Raw genomic sequence first — 22,232 nt, 5'->3', positions numbered from 1 at the left:
TCCGTCATCGATCCGCCCCCCGTGGACGTTGCCCGGGCCCGGTCAGGCCTCGCGGGCGAGTTCTGTCAGCGCCAGCTCCTCGACCGCCGCGGCGAAGTCGGCCAGCACCGGATGGTCGAACAGCAGGCGGACCGGCACGGCGAAGCCCAGGGCCGGCCGCAGCAGCGCCACGACGCGGGCCGCCGTCAGCGACTGCCCGCCCAGCCGGATGAACTGATCGTCGACGCCGATCGTCTCCGCAGCGACGCCGAGCGCGGCGGCCCAGACGCCGGCCATGAACCGCTCGACGGGCGTGCGCGGCGGCGTCGGGACCCGGGCGGGGTCGGCCGGCACCGGCAGCGCCGACCGGTCGACCTTGCCGGTCGGCCCGAGCGGGAACTCGTCGAGCACCACGATCCGGCTCGGCACCAGGTGGGCCGGTAGCCGGCGGCTCAGGTCGTCGTGCAACCGGTTCGCGTCGATCGGCTCCGGGCCGGTGCCCTGGACGTACCCGACCAGCCGCCGGTCACCGCCGGCGTCGGCCGGCGCGGTCACCACCGCGTGCTGGACGCCCGGGCAGGTGGCCAGGAACGCCTCGACCTCGCCGAGCTCGACCCGGATGCCGCGGATCTTGACCTGGTGGTCGCTGCGGCCGAGGTAGTGGTAGACGCCGTCGACCCGGCGCACCAGGTCGCCCGTGCGGTACGCCCGCCGGGCCGGGTCGTCGGGATCGGGCGGGAACCGTAGCGCGGTCAGCTCGGGGCGGTGGAGATATCCGGAGCTCACGACGGGCCCGGCGATCCACAGCTCACCGATCGCGCCGTCGGGCACCGGCCGCCCCTCCTCGTCGCGCACGCTCGCCACCGCCCCGGCGATGGGTGCGCCGATCGGCGGCTCGTGCGCGGCGTCCAGGTCGGCGCGCGTCACCTCGGCGACGAGGCAGTAGGTGGTGCACTCGGTCGGGCCGTAGCAGTTGACCAGCCGGGTGACGCCGGGGTTGGCGTAGATCCGCCGGGCCAGCGCCCGGGTCAGCGCCTCGCCGGCCGGGCTCACCGTGCGTACGGACGGCGGCAGCGGCGAGCTCAGCAGGACGGCGAGCACCGACGGCACCCCGTTGAGGAACGTGACCTCGTCGCGGGCGGGCAGGTCGCCGAGGGCGAGCAGCGAGTCGGCGAGGATGACCGTGCCGCCGCTGAGCAACGGCGCGAACATTTCCACGACCGACACGTCGAAGCACACCGACGTGGAGGCGAGCGTGCCGCGCAGCTCGTCGGCCGAGTACGTCTGCACCGCCCACCGGACGAGGTTGAGCGTCTGCCCGTGGTCGATGACGACGCCCTTGGGCTTTCCGGTCGACCCCGAGGTGTAGATCAGGTAGGCCGGGCCGTCCCCGCCGGCCGGGTCGCCGGCGTCGGCGTCGTGCGGCGAGGCGACCGGGCCGTCGCCCGGCACCATCGGGCGGGCGCCACCCAGCCACGCCGCATCGACCTGCCGCTTGTCCACCAGGACGTGCCGCAGCCGCGCGTCGCCGATGACGAAGGCCTGTCGTTCGGCGGGATGGGCCGGGTCCATCGGCACGTAGGCCGCGCCCGCCCGGAGCACGCCGAGCAGCGCCGGGATCAGCCACTCCTCGCGGTCGAGGCAGACGCCCACGTACTCGTTGCGGCCCACGCCCTGGCTGCGCAGCTGGACGGCGACCGCGTCGGCGCGCGCATCGACGTCGCGGTAGGTGAACCGGCGGGTACCGACCACCAGCGCGTCGGCGTCCGGCGTCCGGCGCACCTGCCGGGCGAACGCCACCTCGATGCGGTCGGGCATGCGGAGTCTCCCTTCCCAGGGCCCGGATCCGCGTCACACGTCCGTAGGCGCAGCGAGCCGAGACCGTCAAGCGGCCGCCAACCTACCGAACACCGCTAACCGAACCCTACGTTTCGCCTACTCCAAACCTCTCTGCCGAGGTCACGCGGATGGTGGTCCGGCCGGGCTGAGCACGGGGATGCCGCTGCTTGCGGTGGTCGCAGGCAGCGGCATCCCGGGCGGCTCATCCGACGTTGAGCCATACCCTGGTAGCACCGGTGCGGGGGTCGACGTCGAGGTACTCGTCTCGTCCGTCGGCATTGAGGTCGGCGAACTGGATCTGGCTGCCGGGAGCGCCGACACCGCTGGCCACTTCACCGCCGGGGAACCAGAGGTAACCGCTGGTGCCGGGTCCGCCGTTCTGCCAGACCTTGACCGAGCCGTTGTCGCCCAGGACCAGGAAGTCGGCGCTCGCGGTGCCGTACAGGTGGGCGAACCGGATCTGGCTGCCGGGAACACCCACACCTGTGGCTACGGTGTCCTGAGGGAACCACAGCCAGTTCGCGCCGCCGGGTCCACCGTTCAGCCAGGCTTTGACGGAGCTGTCCGGGTTCACCGCCAGGTAGTCGTCCCGCATGTCGCCGTTGATGTCGGCGAACCGGATCTGACTGCCCGGGACACCGACGCCGGTGGCCACTGTGCCTTGCGGATACCAGAGCCAGTTCGCCCCGCCGGGTCCGCCGTTGATCCAAGCCTGGACGGAACTGTCCGGGTTCACGACGAGGTAATCGTCCCGGGAGTCGCCGTTGATGTCCGCGAACCGGACGTCGACGCCGGGCTTGCCGACGCCACTCGCGACGGTTCCCCGCGGATACCACGGCCAGGTGGTCGGGTTCTGGCCGCCATTCGTCCAGGCCTGGACGGAGCCGTCCGCGTTCACCTGCAGGTAGTCCGCCCGGTGGTCGCCGTCGAGATCGGCGTAGACGACGCGGTCAGGATTTCCCGTGGTGATCGAGCCTTGCGGGAGCCACATGTAGCCGCTGCCGCCCGGGCCGCCGTTGCGCCACATCTGAGTATCGCCAGTTGCCGGGTCGACGACGAGATAGTCGGCTCTCCGGTCACCGTCGACGTCGGCGAACCTGATCAGGCTGCCGGCGGAGCCGATGCCGGTGGCGATCACGCCGAGCGGCTGCCAGAGATAACCGCTGCCGCCAGGCCCGCCGTTGAGCCAGGCCTTCACCGAGCTGTCCGGGTTGACGACGAGGTAGTCGGCGCGACGATCGCCGTTGATGTCGGCGAACCGGATCTGGCTGCCCGGGACACCGACGCCGGTGGCCACCAGCTTGCGCGGCGCGAACTCACGTCCGGCGTTCTCGTTCGACTCGAACTGCACCGAACTGTCGTCGGCCACGTCAAGGAGGTCGGCGTCGCCGTCGCCGTCGAGGTCGGCCCAGTTCATGTTCCGTCCCATCCGGTCGTACGACCCGAAGAAGACGAACTCGCCGTCGCCGTCGTAGCCCCGCACGATCCCGAAGGCCGGGTCGGCGTCGGGATCCTGCTGGAGCAGCTCGGCCCGGCCGTCGCCGGTCACGTCGGCGAACTCCCAGTCGTCATCGTGGGCGGGGAGGGCGATCGTGCGGTGCCCCACCCAGGTGACCGGGTCCGTGCCGGCGTTGTTCCAGACATCGACCTTGCCGCTCGTGTGCGTGACCAGGTAGTCGGCCCGGCCGTCCCCGGTGATGTCGGTCAGTTGCACCTGGTCGCCGCTGCCCAGCGAAAGGCCGCCGGGGTAGGAGCCCGCGCCCATCGTTCCGGAGGCAACGACACCTTGCGGCGCCCAGCCTCGCACGGGACCGCCGGCCGAGGCACCGCCGGAAGGAGCCGGCGCCACCCAGCCGGCGTCGCGCGCCTTGAGGATTCCTTGGTAGAAGTTCGCCGCCATCTTCTGGTAGCCGCGATCGTTCGGGTGCAGCCAGTCCGCCAGATCCGGCGGTGTCACGGCGTTCATGCTGACCAGCTGCACGTGCTTGCCGGCCGAGCGGCGGCTGGCCACCACCTCGGGGATCGCCGCGTTGAAGGCGCTGATCCGCGCCTGCGTGGCCGCGATGGTCGCCGGGACGATGGTCGAGACCACGACCGTGACCCCGGGCTGGTCGCGGAAGATCCGGTCGATCAGGCTGCCGAGCCGCCCTGGGGCACCCGCCGGGTCGACGTTGTTGTTCATGTCATTGGTGCCGAGGTGCAGCAGCACCACGTTCGGTTTGTAGGTGGACAGCGCGCCGTCGATGATGTTGGCAACGTCGTTGATCAACCAGCCGGGATGGCCCTCATGGGCGTCGGGCGACGGCCCGGAGTGCAGGGAGCCGACCAACTCGACGCCGGCGCCGTGCTGCGTCAACAAGCCGTAGAGCGCCTGCCGATAGCCCGCGCTGTTGGAGCTCCCCGTACCGTAGGTGATCGAGTCGCCCAGGGGCATGATCTTCAGGCGCACGTCGGCCGTCGAGACGCCGCGGGCCAAGCGTTCGAGGTAGTTGTAGACCAACACGCCCCAACCGTCGTTGCTCCACACGCCCGCGATGAGGGGGAGCGGGTTCGACCAGGAGCCCCACCGGGTGATGATGTTGCGCATGCTCTGCTGGGCAGCACCGATCGAGGTGTTCAACCCGTTGGCGGCGAACTCGACCAGCTTGCCGACGGCGGCCCCGGCCACGCCGCTGAGCAACGCGATGGCGACCGCTTCGGCCCAGACGTCGCCGTCACCCAGGGACCTGCCGTCGAAATAGGCGTTCATCAGCTCGCCGACCAGGCCCGACAAGGCCCCGCTGACGGCACCGCAGATGGGTGCGGCCAGGGGTGCACCGACATTGAACGCGACCATGCAGAGCGCCGCGGACACGACGAGCACGGCGGTGCCGACGATGAAGGCCAGTGACTTCTGCCACCAGTTGGCGGTGGCGCTGACCTCTCCCGCCGGGATGACCATGACGAGGCTGTTGCCGACGACCTGGATGCTGCCGTTGAACCGGACGCCGGCCTCCTGCTGGTAGATGCCCACCGCGTTGCGCCGCGCCTGCTGGGCGAGGGACTCGCTGAGCGTCAGTCCCCGCCCCTGGTCGGCATGGGTGGTGTCGACCACCCCGCGCATCAGCTGCTGCCACTGGTCAGGTCGCTCCGTGATGTTGAAGTCGACAACACTCACCATGTCGTTGTCGCCGGCGGCCAGCGACCGCAGGCTGCCGGCGTCCCTGGCGCAGCCCATGCGCAGCGCGGCAGTGTTCGGCGCGATGGGCTGTGGGGCGAAGTTCGAGCCGGCCGTGCCGCAGGCCGCGTCAGCGGCGACGGCCGGTTCCGCGGAGCCGGCCACGACCAACACCACGCAAAGTGCGGCCGCGATCAGAGCGCCGACGATCGTCCGTGGTCTTCCGGTGATCGCCCTTTCGGATAGGGTCCTGTCCACGTCTCGCCTCTCCCGATGTGCCGCCGGTCCGGGCGCCGGCCGACTGTCACGGATGCAGATTATAGACATAGATGAATTATTCTCATCTATCGGGACGGGTTCCTCGAGACATCGCTGTGCGACAACTGCCCCAGCACGCACGCTCAGGCGGCGGCGCGGTCGCCGGTACGGCGGCGGCGCAGGTCGGTCTGGGCGAGTGCGGGCGGCGTGCAGGCGATGTCGAGGGTGGTGCCGTCACCCGTGCACCTCGCGCAAGTTCGGCGGCAACGGCGACCTGGCCGGGTACCGCAACGACGACGGCCCGGTGCCGGAGGAGACCGGCGAGCACTATGCCCGGCAGCTGCACGACCTGGCCGCCGCGTTCGCCGCGTGGGACGACCCGGCCGTGGTCACCCTCACCGACGACGCCAAGCGGGTGCGGCCCGAGGCGGCGAACCGGATCGAGCGGCAGCTACGGCCCGGCGAGGCTGCGGGGAGAAGCGGGCGAATGGTCCTCGGCCCCCACGGCGGTCAGGACCCGCGGGCGACCACCTGATCGCCACGTCGCCGGCGTCTCGGCCGGTTTCGGCGCCCATCGCCGGCCGGTGTCCGGTAGGCGCACGAGAGGCTGCGTAGGCGGCGGGATAGGCGATGTTCACCGACGCGGGCGGTAGGCCGGCCCTGGGAGCGTAGCGGCACCGGGCGACATGGACGGCCCGTTCGGGAGGAGGCCGCTCGTGACGACGATCCAGCCCATGCGTGACCGCGTCGCCGATAGCCGTGCGCCGGGCGGTGCGCTCATCGTGCTGGCGACCGCCCAGTTTCTGGTGGTGCTGACCACGTCGATCGTCAACGTGGCGCTGCCCGCGATCGGGGCCGGGCTCGGCCTGTCGTCGGCGGGTCTGGCCTGGACGGTCAACGCCTACGTGCTGGCGTTCGGGTCGTTGCTGCTGCTCGGCGGGCGGCTCGGCGACGTATTCGGCCGGCGGCGGATGTTCCTGGCCGGCACGGCGGTGTTCGCGGCCGGCTCGGCGGCGGCCGCGGCCGCCACGACCCCGCCGTTGCTCATCGCGGCCCGCGCGGTGCAGGGCGTCGGCGCCGCGTTGCTGGCCCCGGCGGCGCTCGGCCTGGTGTTTGCGCTGTTCCCGCCAGGTGCCGGCCGAGCCCGCGCGCTCGGCGTCTGGGGGGCTGTCACCGGCGCGGGCGGGGCGGCCGGCGTGCTGCTCAGCGGCGTGCTCACCGACGTGTTCGGCTGGCGGGCGGTGTTCGCCGCCGGGGTCGTGGTGGCGGTACCCATCATGGTCGCCACCCGGCCGCTGGTGCCCCAGGACCGGCCGGGCGGTGGCCGGATTGACGTCGTCGGTGCGGTCTCGGTGACCGGGGGCCTGATCGCCGTGACGCTGGCGCTGTCCGGCGCGGGGCAGCACGGCTGGTCGTCGCCGCGGACCGTCGGCGTGCTGGCGCTCGGGATCGGTCTGCTCGCCGCCTTCGTCGCCGCGCAGCGCAGGGTCGCGCAGCCGCTGGTGCGGCTCGGCGTGCTGCGCACCGGCGCGGTCGGGCCGGCCAACCTGCTGATGGCGCTGCTCGGCGCCGCCTGGCTGGCGCTGTTCTTCTTCCTGCCGCTGTACCAGCAGCGGGTGCTGGGCTACTCGCCGGTGCGGGCCGGGCTCACCCAGCTGCCACTCGCCTTCGCCGTGACGGCGGCCTCAACGGCCACGCCACCCCTGGCCCGTCGAGCGAGCCGCCGCCTGCTGCTGCCCGCGGCGCTGGCCGCCGTGGCGGGAGGGCTCGCCTGGCTGGCGCGCACACCGCTCCACGGCGCGTTCCTGACCGCCGTCGCCGGCCCGTCGGTGCTCATCGGTCTGGGCCTCGGCACGGCATTCGTGTTGCTGACCGACCTGTCCGCCGACGGCGTGCCAGCCGCCGACGCCGGCCTGGCCGGCGGGCTGATCAACACCACCCGGCAGATCGGCGGCGCCGTCGGCCTGGCGGTGCTGAGCACCCTCGCCGCATCGGCCGGCTCGGCCGACCCCGCCGCACCCCCGGCGGTGCTTGCCGCCGGCTACCGCGCGGCACTGATCGGCGCGGCGGCGCTGACGGCCGCCACCGCCGTGCTCTCCCTCGTGCTGCACCCGCAGCCGCCCACCCGAAAGGACGCCTCGTGAACCCCTTGCCCAAGCCGTACCTCAGCGGTCACTACACGCCCGTCACGGACGAGGCGTCGGCGACCGACCTGCCGGTACGCGGCACGATCCCGCCGGAGCTGGAGGGCCGATACATCCGCAACGGCCACAACCCGAAGCCGGGCGTCGTTCCCACCCACTGGTTCCGCGGCAGCGGCATGCTCCACGGCGTGCGGCTGAGCGGCGGCCGGGCCGAGTGGTACCGCAACCGCTGGGTCCACACGCCGGCCTTCACCGACGACGCCCCGCTGTTCCGGGCCGACGGGTCGATGGACCTGGCCGCGAGCGCCGCGGCCACGCACATCATCGAGTTCGGCGGCCGGCTGCTGGCCCTGCAGGAGGTGAACCTGCCCTGGCAGGTCACCCCGGAGCTCGACACCGTCGGGGCGTTCGACTTCCACGGCGGCCTCAAGACGCCGATGACGGCGCACACCAAGGAGGACCCGATCACCGGCGAGCTGCACTTCCTGTGCTACTCGCCGTTCCCGCCGCACCTGATCTACTACACGGCCTCGCCGGCCGGGCACATCACCCGGGCCGAGGTCGTCAACGGCGCCGGCCCGTCGCTCATGCACGACTTCGCGATCACCACCGACCACGTCATCTTCTTCGACCTGCCGGTGACGTTCAACCCGGCCGAGCAGTCCGGCATCCCGTACCGGTGGAACGACGACTACCCCGCGCGGATGGGTGTCATGCCGCGCACCGGGCCCGCCGAGGTCCAGTGGTTCGACGTCGAGCCCGGCGCGCTGCTGCACAGCACGAACGCGCACATCGACGCCGGCGGCCGCGTCGTCGTGGACGGCCCCCGCTACGACCGCACCGCGTGGGAGTCCACCTGGAAGTGGTGGGTCGGCGCGCCCGGCTACGCCACGGTTCCGGGCACCGGCATGACGGCCTACCGCTGGACCCTCGATCCCGCCACCGGCAAGGCGTCCGAGGAAATCACCGACGACCTCGTCACCGAGTTCCCGACGATCGACAACCGGCTCGTCGGGCTGCCCAACCGGCACGCCTACGCGCTGGCGTTCCCGGGCAGCGGCCGCGCCGACTGGGGCATCGTCAAGTACGACAACGGCACCGGCGCCCGGAAGGTCTTCGACCTGGGCCGCGACCGGCTGCCCGGCGAGCCGTACTTCGTGCCCGCCGAGGGCGGCACCGCCGACGATCACGGCTACCTCATGTCCGTCGTGAGTGACCTCGGCTCCGACTCCTCCGAGCTGCTCATCCTCGACGCCTCCGAACTGCGGGAGGTGGCCGCGGTGCAGCTGCCGCGGCGGGTGCCGGCCGGCATCCACGGCTCCTGGATCCCCGACGCCGACCTCGCCTGAACGAATGGAGTACGCAATGACCCACCCCACCGGCATCGACGAGCACGCCACCGTCGTCGTCCACCGCGACATAGTCATCGACGCCCCGGCCGACGTGGTCTGGCGGCTGCACGCCGACGTCGACGGCTGGCCGCGCTGGCAGACCGACATCGACACCGCCCACGCCGACGGGCCCTTGCACGTCGGCGACACCTTCCACTGGAGCACCGCCGGGCTGTCCATCGCATCGACCGTCTACGCGCTCGATGCGCCGCACCGCATCCTCTGGGGCGGCCCGGCACACGGCATCACCGGCGTGCACGAGTGGACCTTCACCGCGGACGGCGACCGCACGCTCGTGCGGACCGCGGAGTCCTGGGAAGGCGACCCCGTGCGGGCCGACGCGGACAACCTGCGCGCGGCGCTGGACGCCTCGCTCGCCGGATGGCTCGACCGCCTCCGCGGCGCCGCCGAGGCCGCCGCCCGGACCGAATAGGAGATCGCCATGACCGACACCCACACCGCGCCGCCGGTGCCCGAAGCGCCGCCGCACGGCCGCAAACCGCGCCGGCGGACCCAGCGGCGCATCGCCAAGGCACTGCTGTGGTTCGCGCTGCTCTTCGCCGCGGTCGCGGTGCTGGCCGAGCCGTGGCTGCTCGTGCCGGTCGTCGCGGTCGCCGCGGCGCTGATCCTCTGGGACTGACCCGACCCGCCCGGGGCTGGCGGCCACCCGGCCTTACCCGCCCCGGGCAACCCCGGGCGCTCACCCCCGGCCGCCGGCGCCGTCCAGGCCACCCGCGAACAGGAGCGACACGCCATGCACCTGCAGCTCGATCAGCTCGTCGACACCGTCGGCACCCTGCTGGACCTCGCCGGGGTCGCCGTGATCGCCGTGGGAGTCCTGCTCGGGGCCGCACCGGCCCTGCTCGCCGCGCGTCGCGGCGGTCAGCGCGAGACCTACGACCGCCTCCGCCGCACCATCGGCCGGTCCACCCTGCTCGGCCTGGAGATTCTGGTCGCCGCGGACATCGTGGAGACCGTCGCGGTCCTGCCCACCCTGCCCCGCATCGCGCTGCTCGCCGCCGTCGTCGCGGTGCGGACCCTGCTGAGCCTGTCGCTGCAGGTCGAGCTCGACGGTCGATGGCCGTGGCGCCCGGCGCCGCCGGTGGTGCCCGGCGCGGCGGGAGCAACCCGATGACGCCGACACCGGCCGACGGGGCACCGCGCGAGCACTTCGACACCGTCGTGGTCGGCAGCGGCTTCGGCGGCGCCGTCGCCGCCTGCCGCCTGGCCCAGGCCGGCGTCGACGTCGCCGTCCTCGAGCGCGGCCGGCGATGGCCGGCCGGCAGCTTCCCGCGCGAGCTCAGCGACCCCGACCAGGGCTGGCTGTGGGCGCACGAACAGGGCCTGTACGACATCCGGCCGTACCCGCACATGCTGACGGTCACCGCGGCGGGCTACGGCGGCGGATCGCTCGTCTACGCCAACGTGGCCATGCGCGCACCCGCCGAGGTGTTCACCGAGCACTGGCCCGCGCCTTACCGTCGCGACACGCTTGACCCGTACTACGACCTCGCCGCCGACATGCTCGCGATCCGGCCGGTGCCGCCGGACCCGCGCACCGGTCAGCTGCCGCCGAAGACCCGGCTGCTCGCCGCGGGCGGCGCCGACCACGGCGTGTTCCTGCCAAACCTCGCCGTCACCTTCGGGCCGCCGGGCCTGCCGGTGCGCAACCGGTTCGGCGCCACCCAGGCCGGCTGCGTGTACTGCGGGGAGTGCGACATCGGCTGCAATGTCGGCGCCAAGAACTCCCTCGACCTGACCTACCTCTCGCTCGCCGAGCTGCACGGCGCCACGGTGTCGACCCGCTGCGAGGTCGTCCACCTGGAACACTCGCCTGGCGGCCGGTACCGCATCCACCTGCGCGACCACGGGCGCCGCGCCAGGCGCACCATCACGGCGGAGCGGGTCGTGCTGGCCGCCGGCGCGCTGGGCAGCACCGCGATCCTGCTTCGCAGCCGCGACCAGTACCGCACCCTGCCCGACCTGCCGCCGATGCTGGGCCACGGCTACTCGGGCAACGGCGACTTCCTGGCCTTCGGCCATGGGACCACCGTGCCCGTGTACCCCGACCGTGGCCCGACGATCACCACCGCCCGGCTTGTCGACGCCGGGCCGAGGGCCGATCGGCCAGCGTGGTTTCTCGTCGAGGACGGCGGCTACTCCGCGCACCTGGCCCGGCTCATCCTGGCGCTGTCGCCGGGACGGCTGGCCGCGCTCGGACTGACGACCGTCGCCCGCGCGCTGCGCGAGGGGCGCCACCCCGGGCCGGTCGTCGCGGCCGCCGCGCGGGAGGCCACCGACCACACCGTGGTGCTGCTGTCCATGGGGCGCGACCACGCCGAGGGCCGCCTCAGCCTGCGCGGCGGCCACCTGCACGTCGACTGGGACGCCGCCGGTGACCGGCTCCTGTACGCGGCCGAGAACGACATGGCGGCCGATATCGCACGCTCGTTGGGCGGGCGGCTGGCGCTGCCGCCGACCTGGCGGTACCTCGGTCAGCCCGTCTCCGTCCACAGCCTCGGCGGCTGCCGGATCGGTACCGGACCGCACGACGGTGTGGTCGACGTGGACGGCGAGGTGTTCGGCCACCCGGGCCTGTACGTGTTCGACGGCGCCATCCTGCCGGCCGCCACCGGGGCCAACCCCTCCCACACCATCACCGCGGTCGCCGAGCGGTGCGTCGAGATCCTCATCCGCCGGATCACCGGCGACGCGGCCTGGACCGCGCCGGGCAAGGCCACGGTGGTGCGGCCGCCCCTGCCGGAGGACACCGTCGTCGCGGTGCGCCCCGTCCCGCCCCGGCCCGCGGTCCAGTTCACCGAGGCGATGCGTGGCACCGTGTCGTTCGACGGCGCGGCCCACGCGGTCACGGCCACGGTCACGGTCGCCGTCGCCGACATGGACGCGTTCCTGCGCGACCCCCGCCACCCCGCTCAGGCCGTCGGGCGCGTGCGCGTGGCCGGCCTGACCGGCTCGTCCGGCGTCGCCGTCGAGCGCGGCACCGTGCGCATGCTGACCCGCACCGGGGCCGGCGCCGGCCGGGCGCGGCGGATGGAGTACGAGCTGTCGTTGCTCATCGCGGGCCGGCGATGGGAGCTGCGCGGCCGCAAGGTCGTCCAGCCCGGCGACCTGTGGCGGCTGTGGGCGGCGACCACCACCCTGCACGTCGTCGTCGCCGGGCCCGGCGGCGGTGGAGCGGGCGTGTTACGCCTGAGCGCAGCCGGTTTTCTGAGCCAACTGGGCACCTTCCGTGGCTCGCCTCGCGCGCTGGCCCGCTACGCCTCGTTCTTCGCCCGGCGCGTCACCGCGGCGGCCTGGCCGATCCGCCCTGCGGCGGCCCCCCACCGAGAGGAGTTCCCATGACCGAATCCGAGCTGCACGCCTGGAGCGAGTTCGCCCTCGCCCAGGCCGGCGCGGCCGCCGTCCTCACCGGCCTGGTGTTCGTCGCCGTCAGTATCAACATCACCGCCATCCTGCGCCACCACGAGCTGCCCGGCCGCGCCGGTGAGGGTGTCGTCATCTTCGTCAGCGTCCTGTGCCAGTCGGTGGTCCTGCTCGTCCCGCACCAGGGTCCCCGCGCTGCCGGGGCCCAGCTGCTGCTCATCGCCGGCGGCACGCTGGCGCTGCTGCTCGGCATCTTCCTGCCCGGCCTGGGCCGGCCCAGCCGGCAGCCGATCACCTGGCGGGTGACCCGGCTGCTGCTCATCCTCACCAGCACCGGGCCCTCCCTCGCCGCCGGTGCCGGGCTGCTCGGGTGGGTCGGGGCCGACCTGCGCTGGTATGCCTTCGGCACCGTCTGGGCCATGGTCGCGGCCATGACCAACGCCTGGGTCCTGCTCGTCGAAGTGGTCAGAGACCAGCGGTATGCGCCGGTCGCAACCACCGACCCGGGCGACGACGACCCGGCGGCGCGCCCATGACGGCCAGGCGCCCGACCCGGCCGCGACGGGCGGCCGCCCGGGCGCACGCGGAGTTCCGTGAGACGCTCACCGCTGCGCAGCGCTCGGCCCTGGTCGCCTGCGTGACCTTCGCGCTGACCGAGGTCGTCACCAGGGCCGTGACCGGCAGCATCCGGTGCCGCCGCGGCGAGCCCGCAGCGCGCCGACCGGCCGTGCTGCGCGACGTCACCGTGGCCGGCGTCCACATCCACCATTACGTCCCCGGCGTGGTACTGCTCGCCGCGACCGGTGCGCTCGCCGTGCGCGGCACCGACCGCGTCGGCGTGCACTGCCTGATCGGCGCCGGCTACGGCGCCGGCACCGCGCTCGTCGTCGACGAGGCGCCGCTGCTGCTCAACCTCCGCGACGTCTACTGGAGCCCCGAGGGCCGCTGGGCCACCGGGCTCGCGTTCGCCATCACCGCAGCAGCCGGCGCCTACTTCACCGCCCTGCCGCTCTGGCACGCCATCGCCGCCGAGCTGCGCGACCACGGAGATCCCCATGGCTGAACCACTTTTCATCATCGACCTGTTACTGGCCGCGTGCGCCGCCGCCTGCTCGCCGTCCGGGCCGCCCGCTCCAGCACCGAAGCACGCCGGCTACGCCGGCCCCTCGCGGTGACGGGAGGGTTCGTCGCCGCTCGCGTCGCCGTCGCCGCGCTGCTGTGACCGGTGGCTGGGCGCTCGTCGACGACCGCGTCACGATCGGCCTGCCGGTCGCGGTTGGCCCGCTCACCCTCGCCGCCCTGACCGCTGTGCGCGGCCGGGCCGGCGCGGTCGCCGGCCAACTCGCCGCGGCCGGAGTGCTCACCTCAGCGTGGCTGGCGTGGGTGCCGCAGCATCCGTCCGACGCCCCGGCCGTCGCCGCGGCCGTCACCGTCGCCCTCGCCACGGTCGCCGCCTGGGCAGCCCTGCGCCGGCGCGGGCACCGCACCGGCACGCCGGCGCTGGTCGTTGTCGGTGCCCTGCTCATCGTGCCGGCCGCCGCCGTGCTCTTCCTGCCCGGACGCCCCACACAGCCGGCCGACTGGGGCGGTGGTCCACGCACTGCCCGCGCGCCGCACGCCGCCGACATCGACCGGCTCACCGGGGCCCGCTGCGCGTGCGCACCGGGCAGCTCGTCGACGTGGTACGACATCACCTTCCGCGCCGACAACCCCGGCGTGTGGATGGACCACTGCCACAACTTCGAACACGCCGCCGAAGGCATGACCTGGCACCTGGCCTGCATCGGCGTGACGGCACCGCACCACCACACCGGCGCGGCCACCGAATGACGACCGGTCGTCAACCGGTGTGGGACGACGGACCGTCCAGCCGTACCGTGCGCAGCTCCCGGCGCGACCTGATGCCGAGCTTGCGGAAAATGTTCCGCAGATGAGCGTCGACGGTGCGAGGGCTCAGGAACACCGCGGCGGCCGTCTCCTTCGTCGTCATGCCCTCGGCGACCATGCGGGCGATGCGCAACTCCTGCGCGGTCAGCTGGTCCGCCGAGGAGCCGGCGTGCCGGGCGGCGCGTTCGCCGGTGGCCAGCAGCTCCGCCGCCGTCCGGGCCGCGAACCCCTCGGCACCCATGGTCACGAACGCATTATGGGCCCGACGCAGCTCGGCGCGGGCGTCCATCCGCCGGCCCTCGCGGCGCAGCCACTGCCCGTACAGCAGCCGCATCCGTGCCGTATCGCAGTCTGTGCCGGCCGCGGTCAGGCTGTCGATCGCCGCCCGGTACTCCTCGTCCGCCGCGGCGCCCGTGGCAACGAGCGCCGCGCAGCCCAGTTCGATGCCGCGCGCCCACGCGGTGCCGGACCTACCTGTGCGCTCCCGCAGCGCGGCGAGGGCATCGACGGCGGTGTCGAGGTCACCCAGGTGGACCGCCGCCTCGACGAGCTCTCGCAGAGCCAAGCCGACGAACACCATGTCGAGGCGGTCGACGGCCTCCCGCGCGGCGGCGCGCGCGCCGGCGTAGTCGGCCAGACCGTTGCGCAGCAGCGCCCGTGTAAATGACGCGTACGCCACCAGGAGCCCCTCCCCGCGAACGGTGGCGTCGGCGGTCACCTGATCGATGAGCCGGTCGGCGGTATCCGCGTCGCCGCGTACCGCCAGCACGTGCAGCCGGGGATAGACCAGCGGCGCGGTGCCGGCGGCCTCGGCCAGCCGATCGCCCTCGTCGAGCAGCATCTCCGCGGTGCGCAGATCGCCGTACGGAATGAAGGCGCCGGCCAGGGTGCCCAAGGCCTGCGGCAGGGCGGTCAGCGCGCCGATCTGCCGCGCATCCCGCACGACCTTCTGCAGGATCTCCCGGTACGCCTCGAGGTCCCACAGCTCCAGGCAGGCCGCGACCAGCGACGGCCGGCGTGCCCACACCTCGTCCGTGCGATCAGCCACGGCGCGGTCGAGCAACGCCGCCCCGTCGGCGGACTGGCCCAGCAGCATCGAGGCCATACCGTCCAGCAGCAGGTCTGCCGTCTCCGCGGACCGCTCGGCCCGACGGCGAGCCAGGGCGTCGGTGGCCACGACGCGCAGATCCCCGCCGAGGAAGCCGACGATGAGCGACGCGTGCAATGCGTCGATGTAGGCGTCGCGGGCCGCGCGGGCATCCAGTGTCTCCAGCCGCCGGGCAGCCCGACGGAGGAGGGCCGGCGCGTCCACACCCCGCTGTAGCGCGAACGCGATCTCGCCCCGCAACAGGTCCGCGGTTGCCTGCTCCCGCGCCGTCAGGCCCGCCGGGTCTGCCGCCCCCAGCACGTCCAGGGCTTGCTGAGGCGATCCGGCGCGCAGTGTCAGCGCGGCCGCCTGCAGTGTGCGCACGTTGCGACGGCTCGGGTCCGGGGTCAGCTCGGCCGCCCGAGTCAGAAACGCCGCCGCTGCGGCGAGGCCACCCCTGGCCCGCGCCTGCTCGGCCGAGGCCACGAGCGCCCCCGCGACGTTCTCGTCGAGCGCGACCGTCGCCTGCGCGCGGTGCCACACCTGCCGGTCCGGGTCGCGGGCTGTGTCAGTGACCGCCGCCAGCGCCGCGTGGGCCATACGCCGGACCGCCGGCTCGGCCGCACCGTGCACCGCCGAGCGGACCAGCGGATGCCGGAACCGGACCCGCGCGTCCACGCTGATCAGTCCGGCCGTCACCGCCGGATCGAGCGCATTGGGGGCCACGCCCAGATGCTGCGCCGCCCGCCACAGCATGCCGGGGTCGCCCAGCGGTTCGGCGGCGGCGACGGCCAGCAAGGTCCGGGTCGCCTCCGGCAGCGTCGCGAGCCGCTCGACGTACAGCGCCTCGGTGGCATGACCCGACAGGGCCGGCACAGCGAAGCCACCGGCGTGCTGGGTCGGCGCGGCCGTCCTGGCCAGCTCGACGATCGCCAGCGGGTTCCCGCGCGCCTCGGCCAGCACGCGTTCCCGCACCCGAGCGTCGACCGGCGCCCGGAGCACCTGCCCGAGCAGCTCGCGGGCCTGGCGGCCGGGCAGCGGGCCGACCGCCACCGCAGGCAACCCCTCCAGGTCCGGCGACGGCATCTGGTCGCGGACGGCGAACAGCAGCGCGAGCCCTTCCTCGCCCACCCGGCGGGCGACGAACGCGAGGGCCTGCGCCGAGGCCCGGTCCAGCCATTGCGCGTCGTCGACCACGCACACCAGTGGATCCGCCTCGGCGGACTGTGACAGCAGGGTCAGTACCGCCATGCCGACGAGGAAGCGGTCCGGCGCCACGGCCCCTCCCTCGATTCCGAACGCCACCCGGAGTGCGGCGCGCTGCCCATCCGGCAGCCGCGAGACGTCGTCCAGCAGCGGCGCGATGAGCTGATGCAGCCCCGCGAACGGCAGCTCCGACTCGAATTGGACGCCCGTTGAGCGCAGTGCCCGGACCTGCGGCACCCGGGCGAGAGCCTGCTCGAGCAGCCACGTCTTGCCGATCCCGGCCGCACCGCGGACCACCAAGGCACCACCGCCACCCTGCCGGGTGCGCCCCAGCAGGTCCATCAGGACGGCCAATTCGGCCCGATCAGACGTCACCGCAGCAGTATCGCGCCTGCTCAGCGTCGTATGACTGTTAGGTCAGCCACGCCGTGACGCTCCGTACGGGCGCTTGGACCCTCTGCCGCATACCGCCGCAACGGCATTGCAAGGCATGGTCCGGCGGGTGGAGCAGGCTCCGTGGCTCCCGACCGACGTGGCAGCCTCCGGGAGGGCCCTGCGTGACGGGAGCGCTGCCCACAGAATCTCGGACGCCCCGTGCGGCCGGCCTGAACGGGACGCCATTGTTGCCCTTCACCGGATTCGTTGGGCGATCCTCAGCTCAGTCAGGTAGCGCTTGACAATTTGACCCCCGTAGTCCACGTCGATCAGCCGCGCGATGGAGTTCAGCAGCGCGCTCCGCTGCACCTCCGGCAAGGCGCGGTGTCCGGAGTAGGTCAACAGCAGATCCAGGTAGTCAGCTGTCGAGTACGGCAGCTCCCACTCGTACCGGTAGAACTTCGCAGGCCCGAATCGCCCCGACGAGGTGAGCTCCCGATCGTCTTCGGCGATGTCACGAGCGGTCTCGAGACGCAGGCCCGGTGGGGTCGACGGATCGAAGCGCTCGTAGCACTGCTGGATCTCGGCGAAGAATGCCTCGGTCCAGGTGCCGCCAGCGATGTGGCGGGTTCCCACGGTGGCCAGCAGGCCACCGAGACGCAAAGCGTCAGCGGACTTCGACACCCGCACCGCGGGGTCGATCCAGTGAAACGCGGTAGCGGAGAACACCACGTCGAACGGTTCACCGGGCAAGGGCCATTCCTCGAACGCCGCCGTAACGACCTCCACCGCGTCGAACGCGGCAAGATTTCGCCGAGCCACAGCCGCCATGTCCGCGCCCAACTCGACAGCCACGATGCGGTAGCCCCGCTCGGCCAACGGCACGGTCGCCTGCCCAGTGCCACAGCCGATTTCCAGCACGCTTGCCCCGGGCGCTACCCCGGCCGCGGCGAGATCATCAAACATCCGCACCGGGTATCGGGGGCGGGCACGGTCATACCGTGCGGCGTCTTCATTGAAGGTCTCTCGCAGCCTCACGTAGTCATTGCTCTCGCTCACCAACAAAGAGTACGAGCGCAGCTCTCACGGCAGGCACCCGATTCTCGATGCCGGGCACGGCAGGGGCCAGTCGCTCGTTCGATGGCAAAGAACAGCCGGCAGCGTCGGAGCGGCCCAGGCGTCCGTCATGTCAGACGATCGGCCTGGCCCTCGCGCGCCGGGGGCAATCGCTACCGCGACTACCGGCGGATGAGTCGGAGTGCTCGCCGTCGTCGTCGCCGTACGCATGTCATCTCCGCTGAGCCTGTCTCCGCAAGTCGAGCTGGATGGCCACTGGCCATGGCAGCCGCCGGTGGGCCGCTCTCAGGAACCGCCGAATCTCCGCCGAGGAAGCGCACCTACCTATCCGCGCTCGCGCCGCACGTGTAGGTGACTTCTACCGACGCGCCGTCGCGCCGTCCGCTGGGACTGTGAGGTCGGCGAGCAGACCGGTGCGGCTGCTCGTCACCGATTGCTTCGCAGACCCATCACTTCGAAATGAGGAACTCGCCATGGAAGTCACCACGCGACGACGGTGGACTATCGGCTCGACTGCCCTGTCCGCAGTGATCGCCGGACTGCTCGGCACGCAGCAGGCCGCGGACGCGGCACCTGCCGCTCGGCATGGCGGCCACATGGTGCAGCGAACCCCGGACGTTGGCATCGATCCGAACGCGCCCGTCATCACCCGGGAAGACATCGTGATCAAAGCCCCGCTGAGCCGGATCTGGCAGATCCAGACAGACATCGACAACTGGCCGTCCTGGCAGCCCGGCGTCGTCTCGGCCACCGTGCAAACGCCGGGCTGCCTGCGCGTCGGATCGGTGTTCCATTGGCTGGTCGAGGGCCTCGACGTGACCTCCACGGTCAAGCAGATCCGTCCCCTGCGCCGCATCGTGTGGGGAGGACCGGGCAACGGCATCACCGCCACGCACGTCTGGACGTTCACACCGGGACCTGATGGCATCCACGTGCACACCGAAGAGTCGTGGGCCGGAGCACCCGTCGACGCAAACGTCGAATACGCGCAGGCGGCGCTGGACGCGTCCCTCGACGCCTGGGTGCATAACCTCAAGAAGGCGGCCGAACAGCCGGCCGTGCGCAAGGCAAAGGGCCATTGAACCGAACTTCTGATGGGCTTGGACAATCAATGTAAATCTAGGAATGGCGCAAACTTCGGTGGTGCCGCCCGTGGGATGCTTGGCCGCCACCGGGGCGCCGGTGTGGCAGCGGACCGGCTACGTGCCGGTGGTCCACGGCTGCGCGGACGGGGTCGTGGTCTCCGAGCTGTACCCACGGGGCGGCGAAGCGGAGTCTGAGCGGCAGCGGTCGACCCCGTACCTGGCCGGCATCGACCTGCGCACCGGCGCCGTGCGCTGGTCGCTGGTCACGGCGCCCGGCGGCATCAGTACGGTCGTGTTCCGGTCCGACCGGCGCGTCCAGGTCGCGGCACTCGACGCCGACGGCACGTTGCGGCTGCACAGCGGCGAGACCGCCGAGGTGGTGCGGACCGTCAGGCTGGAGGACCCCGGCACGGTCGACGGGCTCGAACTGTCCGGCAACCGGCTGCTGGCCTACCGGGCCGAGCAGCGGAACATCCTCGAGGGCGCGGTCTGGCGGCCCGGCTCCTGAGCCGCTGAACTGGGGCCCGTGGGCAACCGCTCTACCGCCGCTTTCGGCGATCCTCGACCGGGTTCCGTGATCCTTACCTGCGCACCGCCTCGACACCCGCACGGAGGGGGAGCGATGCGAGCACCTCCACAGGAGCAGCATCCGGCGCGCGGTCGCTCAGGAGCGTTCGAGGCGGCGCGCCAGATGGCGTCCGGTCGCGCTGTCCCCGGCCTCGGCGATCGTGGCGGGAGGGCCGGTCGCGACGACCCGGCCGCCCGCGTCCCCACCGCCCGGGCCGAGGTCGATGACCCAGTCGGCGCCGGCGATCGTGTCCAGGTCGTGCTCGACCAGGACGACGGTGTTGCCGGCGTCGACCAGCCGGTGCAGTTGCCGCAGCAGCAGCGCGATGTCCGCGGGGTGCAGCCCCGCGGTCGGCTCGTCGAGCAGGTAGAGGGCGTGGCCGCGGCGGGCCCGCTGCAACTCGGTGGCGAGCTTGATGCGCTGGGCCTCGCCACCGCTGAGCTCGGTCGCCGGCTGGCCCAGCCGTAGGTAGCCCAGCCCCACCTCCCGGAGCGTCTCGAGGCTCCGGGAGACGGCCGGGACGTCGGCGAGGAACTTGGCGGCGTCGTCGACGGACATCGCCAGCACGTCCGCGATGTTCTTGCCGCGGTATGTCACCTCCAGCGTCTCCGGGCGGTACCGCGCGCCATGGCAGGTCGGGCACGGCGCGTAGGTCCCGGGCAGGAACAGCAGTTCGACCGCGACGAACCCCTCGCCCTGGCAGGTCTCGCACCGCCCCTCCGCGACATTGAAGGAGAACCGCCCGGCCGTGTACCCGCGCGCCTGCGCCTCGTCCGTCGCCGCGTACAGCTTGCGCACCGCGTCGAACATCCCGGTGTAGGTGGCCAGATTGGACCGGGGCGTGCGGCCGATGGGCCGCTGGTCGACCCGGACCAGCCGGTCGAACGATTCGAGCCCCGCCGCGTCCCGCACGTCGACGTCGAGTTCCGCTTCGTCGGGCTCGTCGCTCGCCAGCCCGAGGTGGCCGCGCACGACCTCGGCGAGCACCTGCGTGATCAGCGTCGACTTCCCGGAACCGGACACCCCGGTCACCGCGGTCAACACCCGCAGCGGTATGTCGACGGACACACCGTGCAGGTTGTGGCGGGAGACGCCGCGCAGGTGCAGCCAGCCCTGGGGCGTACGCGGGCGATGGTCGAGCGGCTCGGCACGGCCGAACAGGTACCGGCTGGTGGCCGACTCCTTGACCTGTTCGAGGCCGGGGACCGGACCGCTGTACAGCACGCGTCCGCCGCTCTCGCCCGCGCCGGGGCCGATGTCGACCACCCAGTCCGCCCGCCGGACCACGTCCAGGTCGTGCTCCACGACGAACAGCGAGTTGCCCGCGGCCTTCAGCCGGTCCAGCACCTCCAGCAGCGGCTCCGCGTCGGCCGGGTGCAGGCCCGCGGAGGGCTCGTCGAGCACGTAGACGACCCCGAACAGCCCCGAACGCAACTGGGTGGCGATGCGCAGGCGCTGCGCCTCGCCGGCCGACAGCGTCGTCGAGCGGCGCCCGAGGCTGAGGTACCCCAGGCCGAGGTCGAGCAGCACCTCGATGCGCGCGACCAGGTCGGCGCAGAGCCGGACCGCGACCTCGGTCGTCTCCCCGGACCGGGCGGTCGGCGTGGCAGCCCCGGCCCCGGACAACCCCGCGGCGGGCCGCAGGAGTGCCACGACGGCGGCGAGGGGCATCGCGTTGACGTCGGCGATGGTACGTCCGGCGAAGGTCACCGCGAGCGCCTCCGCGCGCAGGCCGCTGCCGTGGCACACCGGGCAGGGCACGCTCCGGACGAACCGCATCGCCCGCTCGCGCATCCGGTCACTCTTGGAGTCGGCGAGCACGTGCATGACGTGCCGACGGGCGCTCCAGAACTTCCCGTAGTAGCCGCTGTCGATGCGGTCACGCTCGGGCGCGACGAGGACGGACGGCTGCTCGTCGGTGTAGAGCAGCCAATCTCGGTCCTTCTTCCTGAGCTTGCGCCACGGTTTGTCGATGTCGATCCCCAGGCCGCTCACGACGCTGCGTAGGTTGGCGCCCTGCCAGGCGCCCGGCCAGGCCGCGATGGCGCCGTCGCGGATGCTCAGCGACGGGTCCGGGACGAGCAGGTCCTCGGCGACGTCGTGCACGACGCCCAGTCCGTGACACCGTGGGCAGGCGCCGGCCGCGGTGTTGGGGGAGAACGCCTCGGCCTCCAATCGAGGGGCGTTCGGCGGGTAGGTCCCGGCGCGCGAGTAGAGCATCCGCAGCAGGTTGGACAGCGTGGTGATGGTGCCGACCGTTGACCGCGAACTGGGTGCTCCGCGACGCTGTTGCAGGGCCACGGCCGGGGGCAGGCCGGTGATCTCCTGCACGTGCGGCGCACCGACCTGCTGCAACAGCCGGCGGGCGTACGGCGCGACGGACTCGAAATAACGACGCTGCGCCTCGGCGTAGAGCGTGCCGAAGGCCAGCGAGGACTTGCCCGAGCCGGAAACGCCGGTGAAGGCGACCATGGCATCGCGGGGAATGTCGACGTCGACGTTCCGAAGGTTGTGCTCGGCGGCGCCCCGGACTCGCACGAACCGGTCAGTAACGTCGTTTTTCACCAGTTCTGCTTACCCTGTTCGGCGGCGCCGAATCACCGCCAGGAACGCTCCCACCACCTCGGCGCCGGATTTGCGGCATGAAGATCCGGTCCTGCGGGACCTTGGACCACCGGCCCGATCAGCTTGTAGGCGAGCGGTCGGACCGCGCTCATTTCGGCATTGTGCGGGTAATCAAAGAATGCGGGTAATCAAAGATTACGTGTGCCCTGGCGGACCGCATCATCGGGGGC

At 72.6% G+C, this 22,232-nt stretch carries 17 protein-coding genes; 12 read left to right on the top strand and 5 right to left on the bottom strand.

Translation table 11 applies throughout. From position 1 onward, the window contains the following. Positions 1-42 precede the first annotated feature (42 nt). Both ACQP2P_RS34615 and ACQP2P_RS34610 read right to left on the bottom strand, forming a co-directional pair. A complete protein-coding gene (locus ACQP2P_RS34615; RefSeq protein WP_433608127.1) occupies positions 43-1,797 on the bottom strand; it encodes a non-ribosomal peptide synthetase in 1,755 nt (584 codons plus the stop codon). Between the two features lie 223 nt (positions 1,798-2,020). Continuing rightward, positions 2,021-5,233, bottom strand: a complete 3,213-nt coding sequence (locus ACQP2P_RS34610) for an FG-GAP-like repeat-containing protein (protein ID WP_433608125.1) — start codon at positions 5,231-5,233, stop codon at positions 2,021-2,023. A 196-nt stretch (positions 5,234-5,429) separates the two neighbouring features. Here ACQP2P_RS34610 and ACQP2P_RS34605 point away from each other — a divergent pair, with 196 nt between their 5' ends. The 10 genes from ACQP2P_RS34605 to ACQP2P_RS34560 all read left to right on the top strand — a co-directional run bounded on the left by ACQP2P_RS34605 (position 5,430) and on the right by ACQP2P_RS34560 (position 13,982). Further along, positions 5,430-5,768: a DUF3987 domain-containing protein gene (locus ACQP2P_RS34605; RefSeq protein ID WP_433608123.1), complete on the top strand. Its 339-nt coding sequence runs from the start codon at positions 5,430-5,432 to the stop codon at positions 5,766-5,768. 199 nt (positions 5,769-5,967) lie between these two features. Beyond that, the gene (locus tag ACQP2P_RS34600; RefSeq protein WP_433608121.1) at positions 5,968-7,377 is read left to right on the top strand and encodes an MFS transporter; all 1,410 of its coding nucleotides are present in this window, start codon (positions 5,968-5,970) and stop codon (positions 7,375-7,377) included. Continuing rightward, positions 7,374-8,726 (top strand): carotenoid oxygenase family protein, encoded by a 1,353-nt coding sequence (locus ACQP2P_RS34595; RefSeq protein WP_433608119.1) that lies wholly within the window; start codon positions 7,374-7,376, stop codon positions 8,724-8,726. Before ACQP2P_RS34600 ends, ACQP2P_RS34595 begins: the two co-directional genes overlap by 4 nt. Positions 8,727-8,742: 16 nt before the next feature. Beyond that, positions 8,743-9,201, top strand: coding sequence for an SRPBCC family protein (locus tag ACQP2P_RS34590; protein WP_433608117.1), 459 nt, complete (start codon positions 8,743-8,745; stop codon positions 9,199-9,201). 9 nt (positions 9,202-9,210) lie between these two features. Further along, positions 9,211-9,408, top strand: a complete 198-nt coding sequence (locus ACQP2P_RS34585) for a hypothetical protein (RefSeq protein ID WP_433608115.1) — start codon at positions 9,211-9,213, stop codon at positions 9,406-9,408. A 114-nt stretch (positions 9,409-9,522) separates the two neighbouring features. Next, positions 9,523-9,903 carry a DUF1622 domain-containing protein gene (locus tag ACQP2P_RS34580; RefSeq protein ID WP_433608113.1) on the top strand — a complete coding sequence of 127 codons (381 nt, stop codon included), beginning with the start codon at positions 9,523-9,525 and terminating at the stop codon, positions 9,901-9,903. Then, the gene (locus tag ACQP2P_RS34575; protein WP_433608111.1) at positions 9,900-12,131 is read left to right on the top strand and encodes a GMC oxidoreductase; all 2,232 of its coding nucleotides are present in this window, start codon (positions 9,900-9,902) and stop codon (positions 12,129-12,131) included. Before ACQP2P_RS34580 ends, ACQP2P_RS34575 begins: the two co-directional genes overlap by 4 nt. Beyond that, entirely contained in the window at positions 12,128-12,688 is a 561-nt protein-coding gene (locus ACQP2P_RS34570) for a hypothetical protein (protein ID WP_433608109.1), read from the top strand. Before ACQP2P_RS34575 ends, ACQP2P_RS34570 begins: the two co-directional genes overlap by 4 nt. Further along, positions 12,685-13,215: a hypothetical protein gene (locus tag ACQP2P_RS34565; RefSeq protein WP_433608107.1), complete on the top strand. Its 531-nt coding sequence runs from the start codon at positions 12,685-12,687 to the stop codon at positions 13,213-13,215. The genes ACQP2P_RS34570 and ACQP2P_RS34565 overlap by 4 nt, the downstream gene beginning before the upstream one ends. Positions 13,216-13,370: 155 nt before the next feature. After that, positions 13,371-13,982, top strand: a complete 612-nt coding sequence (locus tag ACQP2P_RS34560) for a multicopper oxidase domain-containing protein (protein WP_433608105.1) — start codon at positions 13,371-13,373, stop codon at positions 13,980-13,982. Positions 13,983-13,992: 10 nt separating this feature from the next. Here ACQP2P_RS34560 and ACQP2P_RS34555 read toward each other — a convergent pair whose 3' ends face one another. Continuing rightward, complete coding sequence (locus ACQP2P_RS34555; RefSeq protein ID WP_433608103.1) at positions 13,993-16,707, bottom strand: AAA family ATPase; 2,715 nt, start codon at positions 16,705-16,707, stop codon at positions 13,993-13,995. Positions 16,708-16,962: 255 nt separating this feature from the next. Continuing rightward, the gene (locus tag ACQP2P_RS34550) at positions 16,963-17,766 is read right to left on the bottom strand and encodes a class I SAM-dependent methyltransferase (RefSeq protein ID WP_433608101.1); all 804 of its coding nucleotides are present in this window, start codon (positions 17,764-17,766) and stop codon (positions 16,963-16,965) included. A 431-nt stretch (positions 17,767-18,197) separates the two neighbouring features. On the opposite strand from ACQP2P_RS34550, the gene ACQP2P_RS34545 reads away from it, so the two are divergent. After that, entirely contained in the window at positions 18,198-18,866 is a 669-nt protein-coding gene (locus tag ACQP2P_RS34545; protein ID WP_433608099.1) for an SRPBCC family protein, read from the top strand. A gap of 70 nt (positions 18,867-18,936) precedes the next feature. After that, positions 18,937-19,377, top strand: a complete 441-nt coding sequence (locus tag ACQP2P_RS34540; RefSeq protein WP_433608097.1) for a hypothetical protein — start codon at positions 18,937-18,939, stop codon at positions 19,375-19,377. A 156-nt stretch (positions 19,378-19,533) separates the two neighbouring features. On the opposite strand, the gene uvrA is transcribed toward ACQP2P_RS34540, so the two are convergent. Beyond that, complete coding sequence (gene uvrA / locus ACQP2P_RS34535) at positions 19,534-22,002, bottom strand: excinuclease ABC subunit UvrA (protein ID WP_433608095.1); 2,469 nt, start codon at positions 22,000-22,002, stop codon at positions 19,534-19,536. Positions 22,003-22,232: the final 230 nt, after the last annotated feature.

This window comes from Dactylosporangium sp. CA-139114 (genome assembly GCF_050955725.1).
In the GTDB taxonomy this organism is placed as follows: Bacteria; Actinomycetota; Actinomycetes; order Mycobacteriales; family Micromonosporaceae; genus Dactylosporangium.
The sequence above is the reverse complement of the archived record's forward strand: the minus strand, read 5'-3'. Positions and strand labels throughout refer to the sequence as shown.

Bases quoted from the DNA above. Each gene is read 5' to 3' on its own strand.
- ACQP2P_RS34615 (WP_433608127.1), bottom strand. From the start codon at position 1,797: ATGCCCGACCGCATCGAGGTGGCGTTCGCCCGGCAGGTGCGCCGGACG.
- ACQP2P_RS34600 (WP_433608121.1), top strand. From the start codon at position 5,968: ATGCGTGACCGCGTCGCCGATAGCCGTGCGCCGGGCGGTGCGCTCATC.
- ACQP2P_RS34590 (WP_433608117.1), top strand. From the start codon at position 8,743: ATGACCCACCCCACCGGCATCGACGAGCACGCCACCGTCGTCGTCCAC.
- ACQP2P_RS34585 (WP_433608115.1), top strand. From the start codon at position 9,211: ATGACCGACACCCACACCGCGCCGCCGGTGCCCGAAGCGCCGCCGCAC.
- ACQP2P_RS34580 (WP_433608113.1), top strand. From the start codon at position 9,523: ATGCACCTGCAGCTCGATCAGCTCGTCGACACCGTCGGCACCCTGCTG.
- ACQP2P_RS34575 (WP_433608111.1), top strand. From the start codon at position 9,900: ATGACGCCGACACCGGCCGACGGGGCACCGCGCGAGCACTTCGACACC.
- ACQP2P_RS34570 (WP_433608109.1), top strand. From the start codon at position 12,128: ATGACCGAATCCGAGCTGCACGCCTGGAGCGAGTTCGCCCTCGCCCAG.
- ACQP2P_RS34565 (WP_433608107.1), top strand. From the start codon at position 12,685: ATGACGGCCAGGCGCCCGACCCGGCCGCGACGGGCGGCCGCCCGGGCG.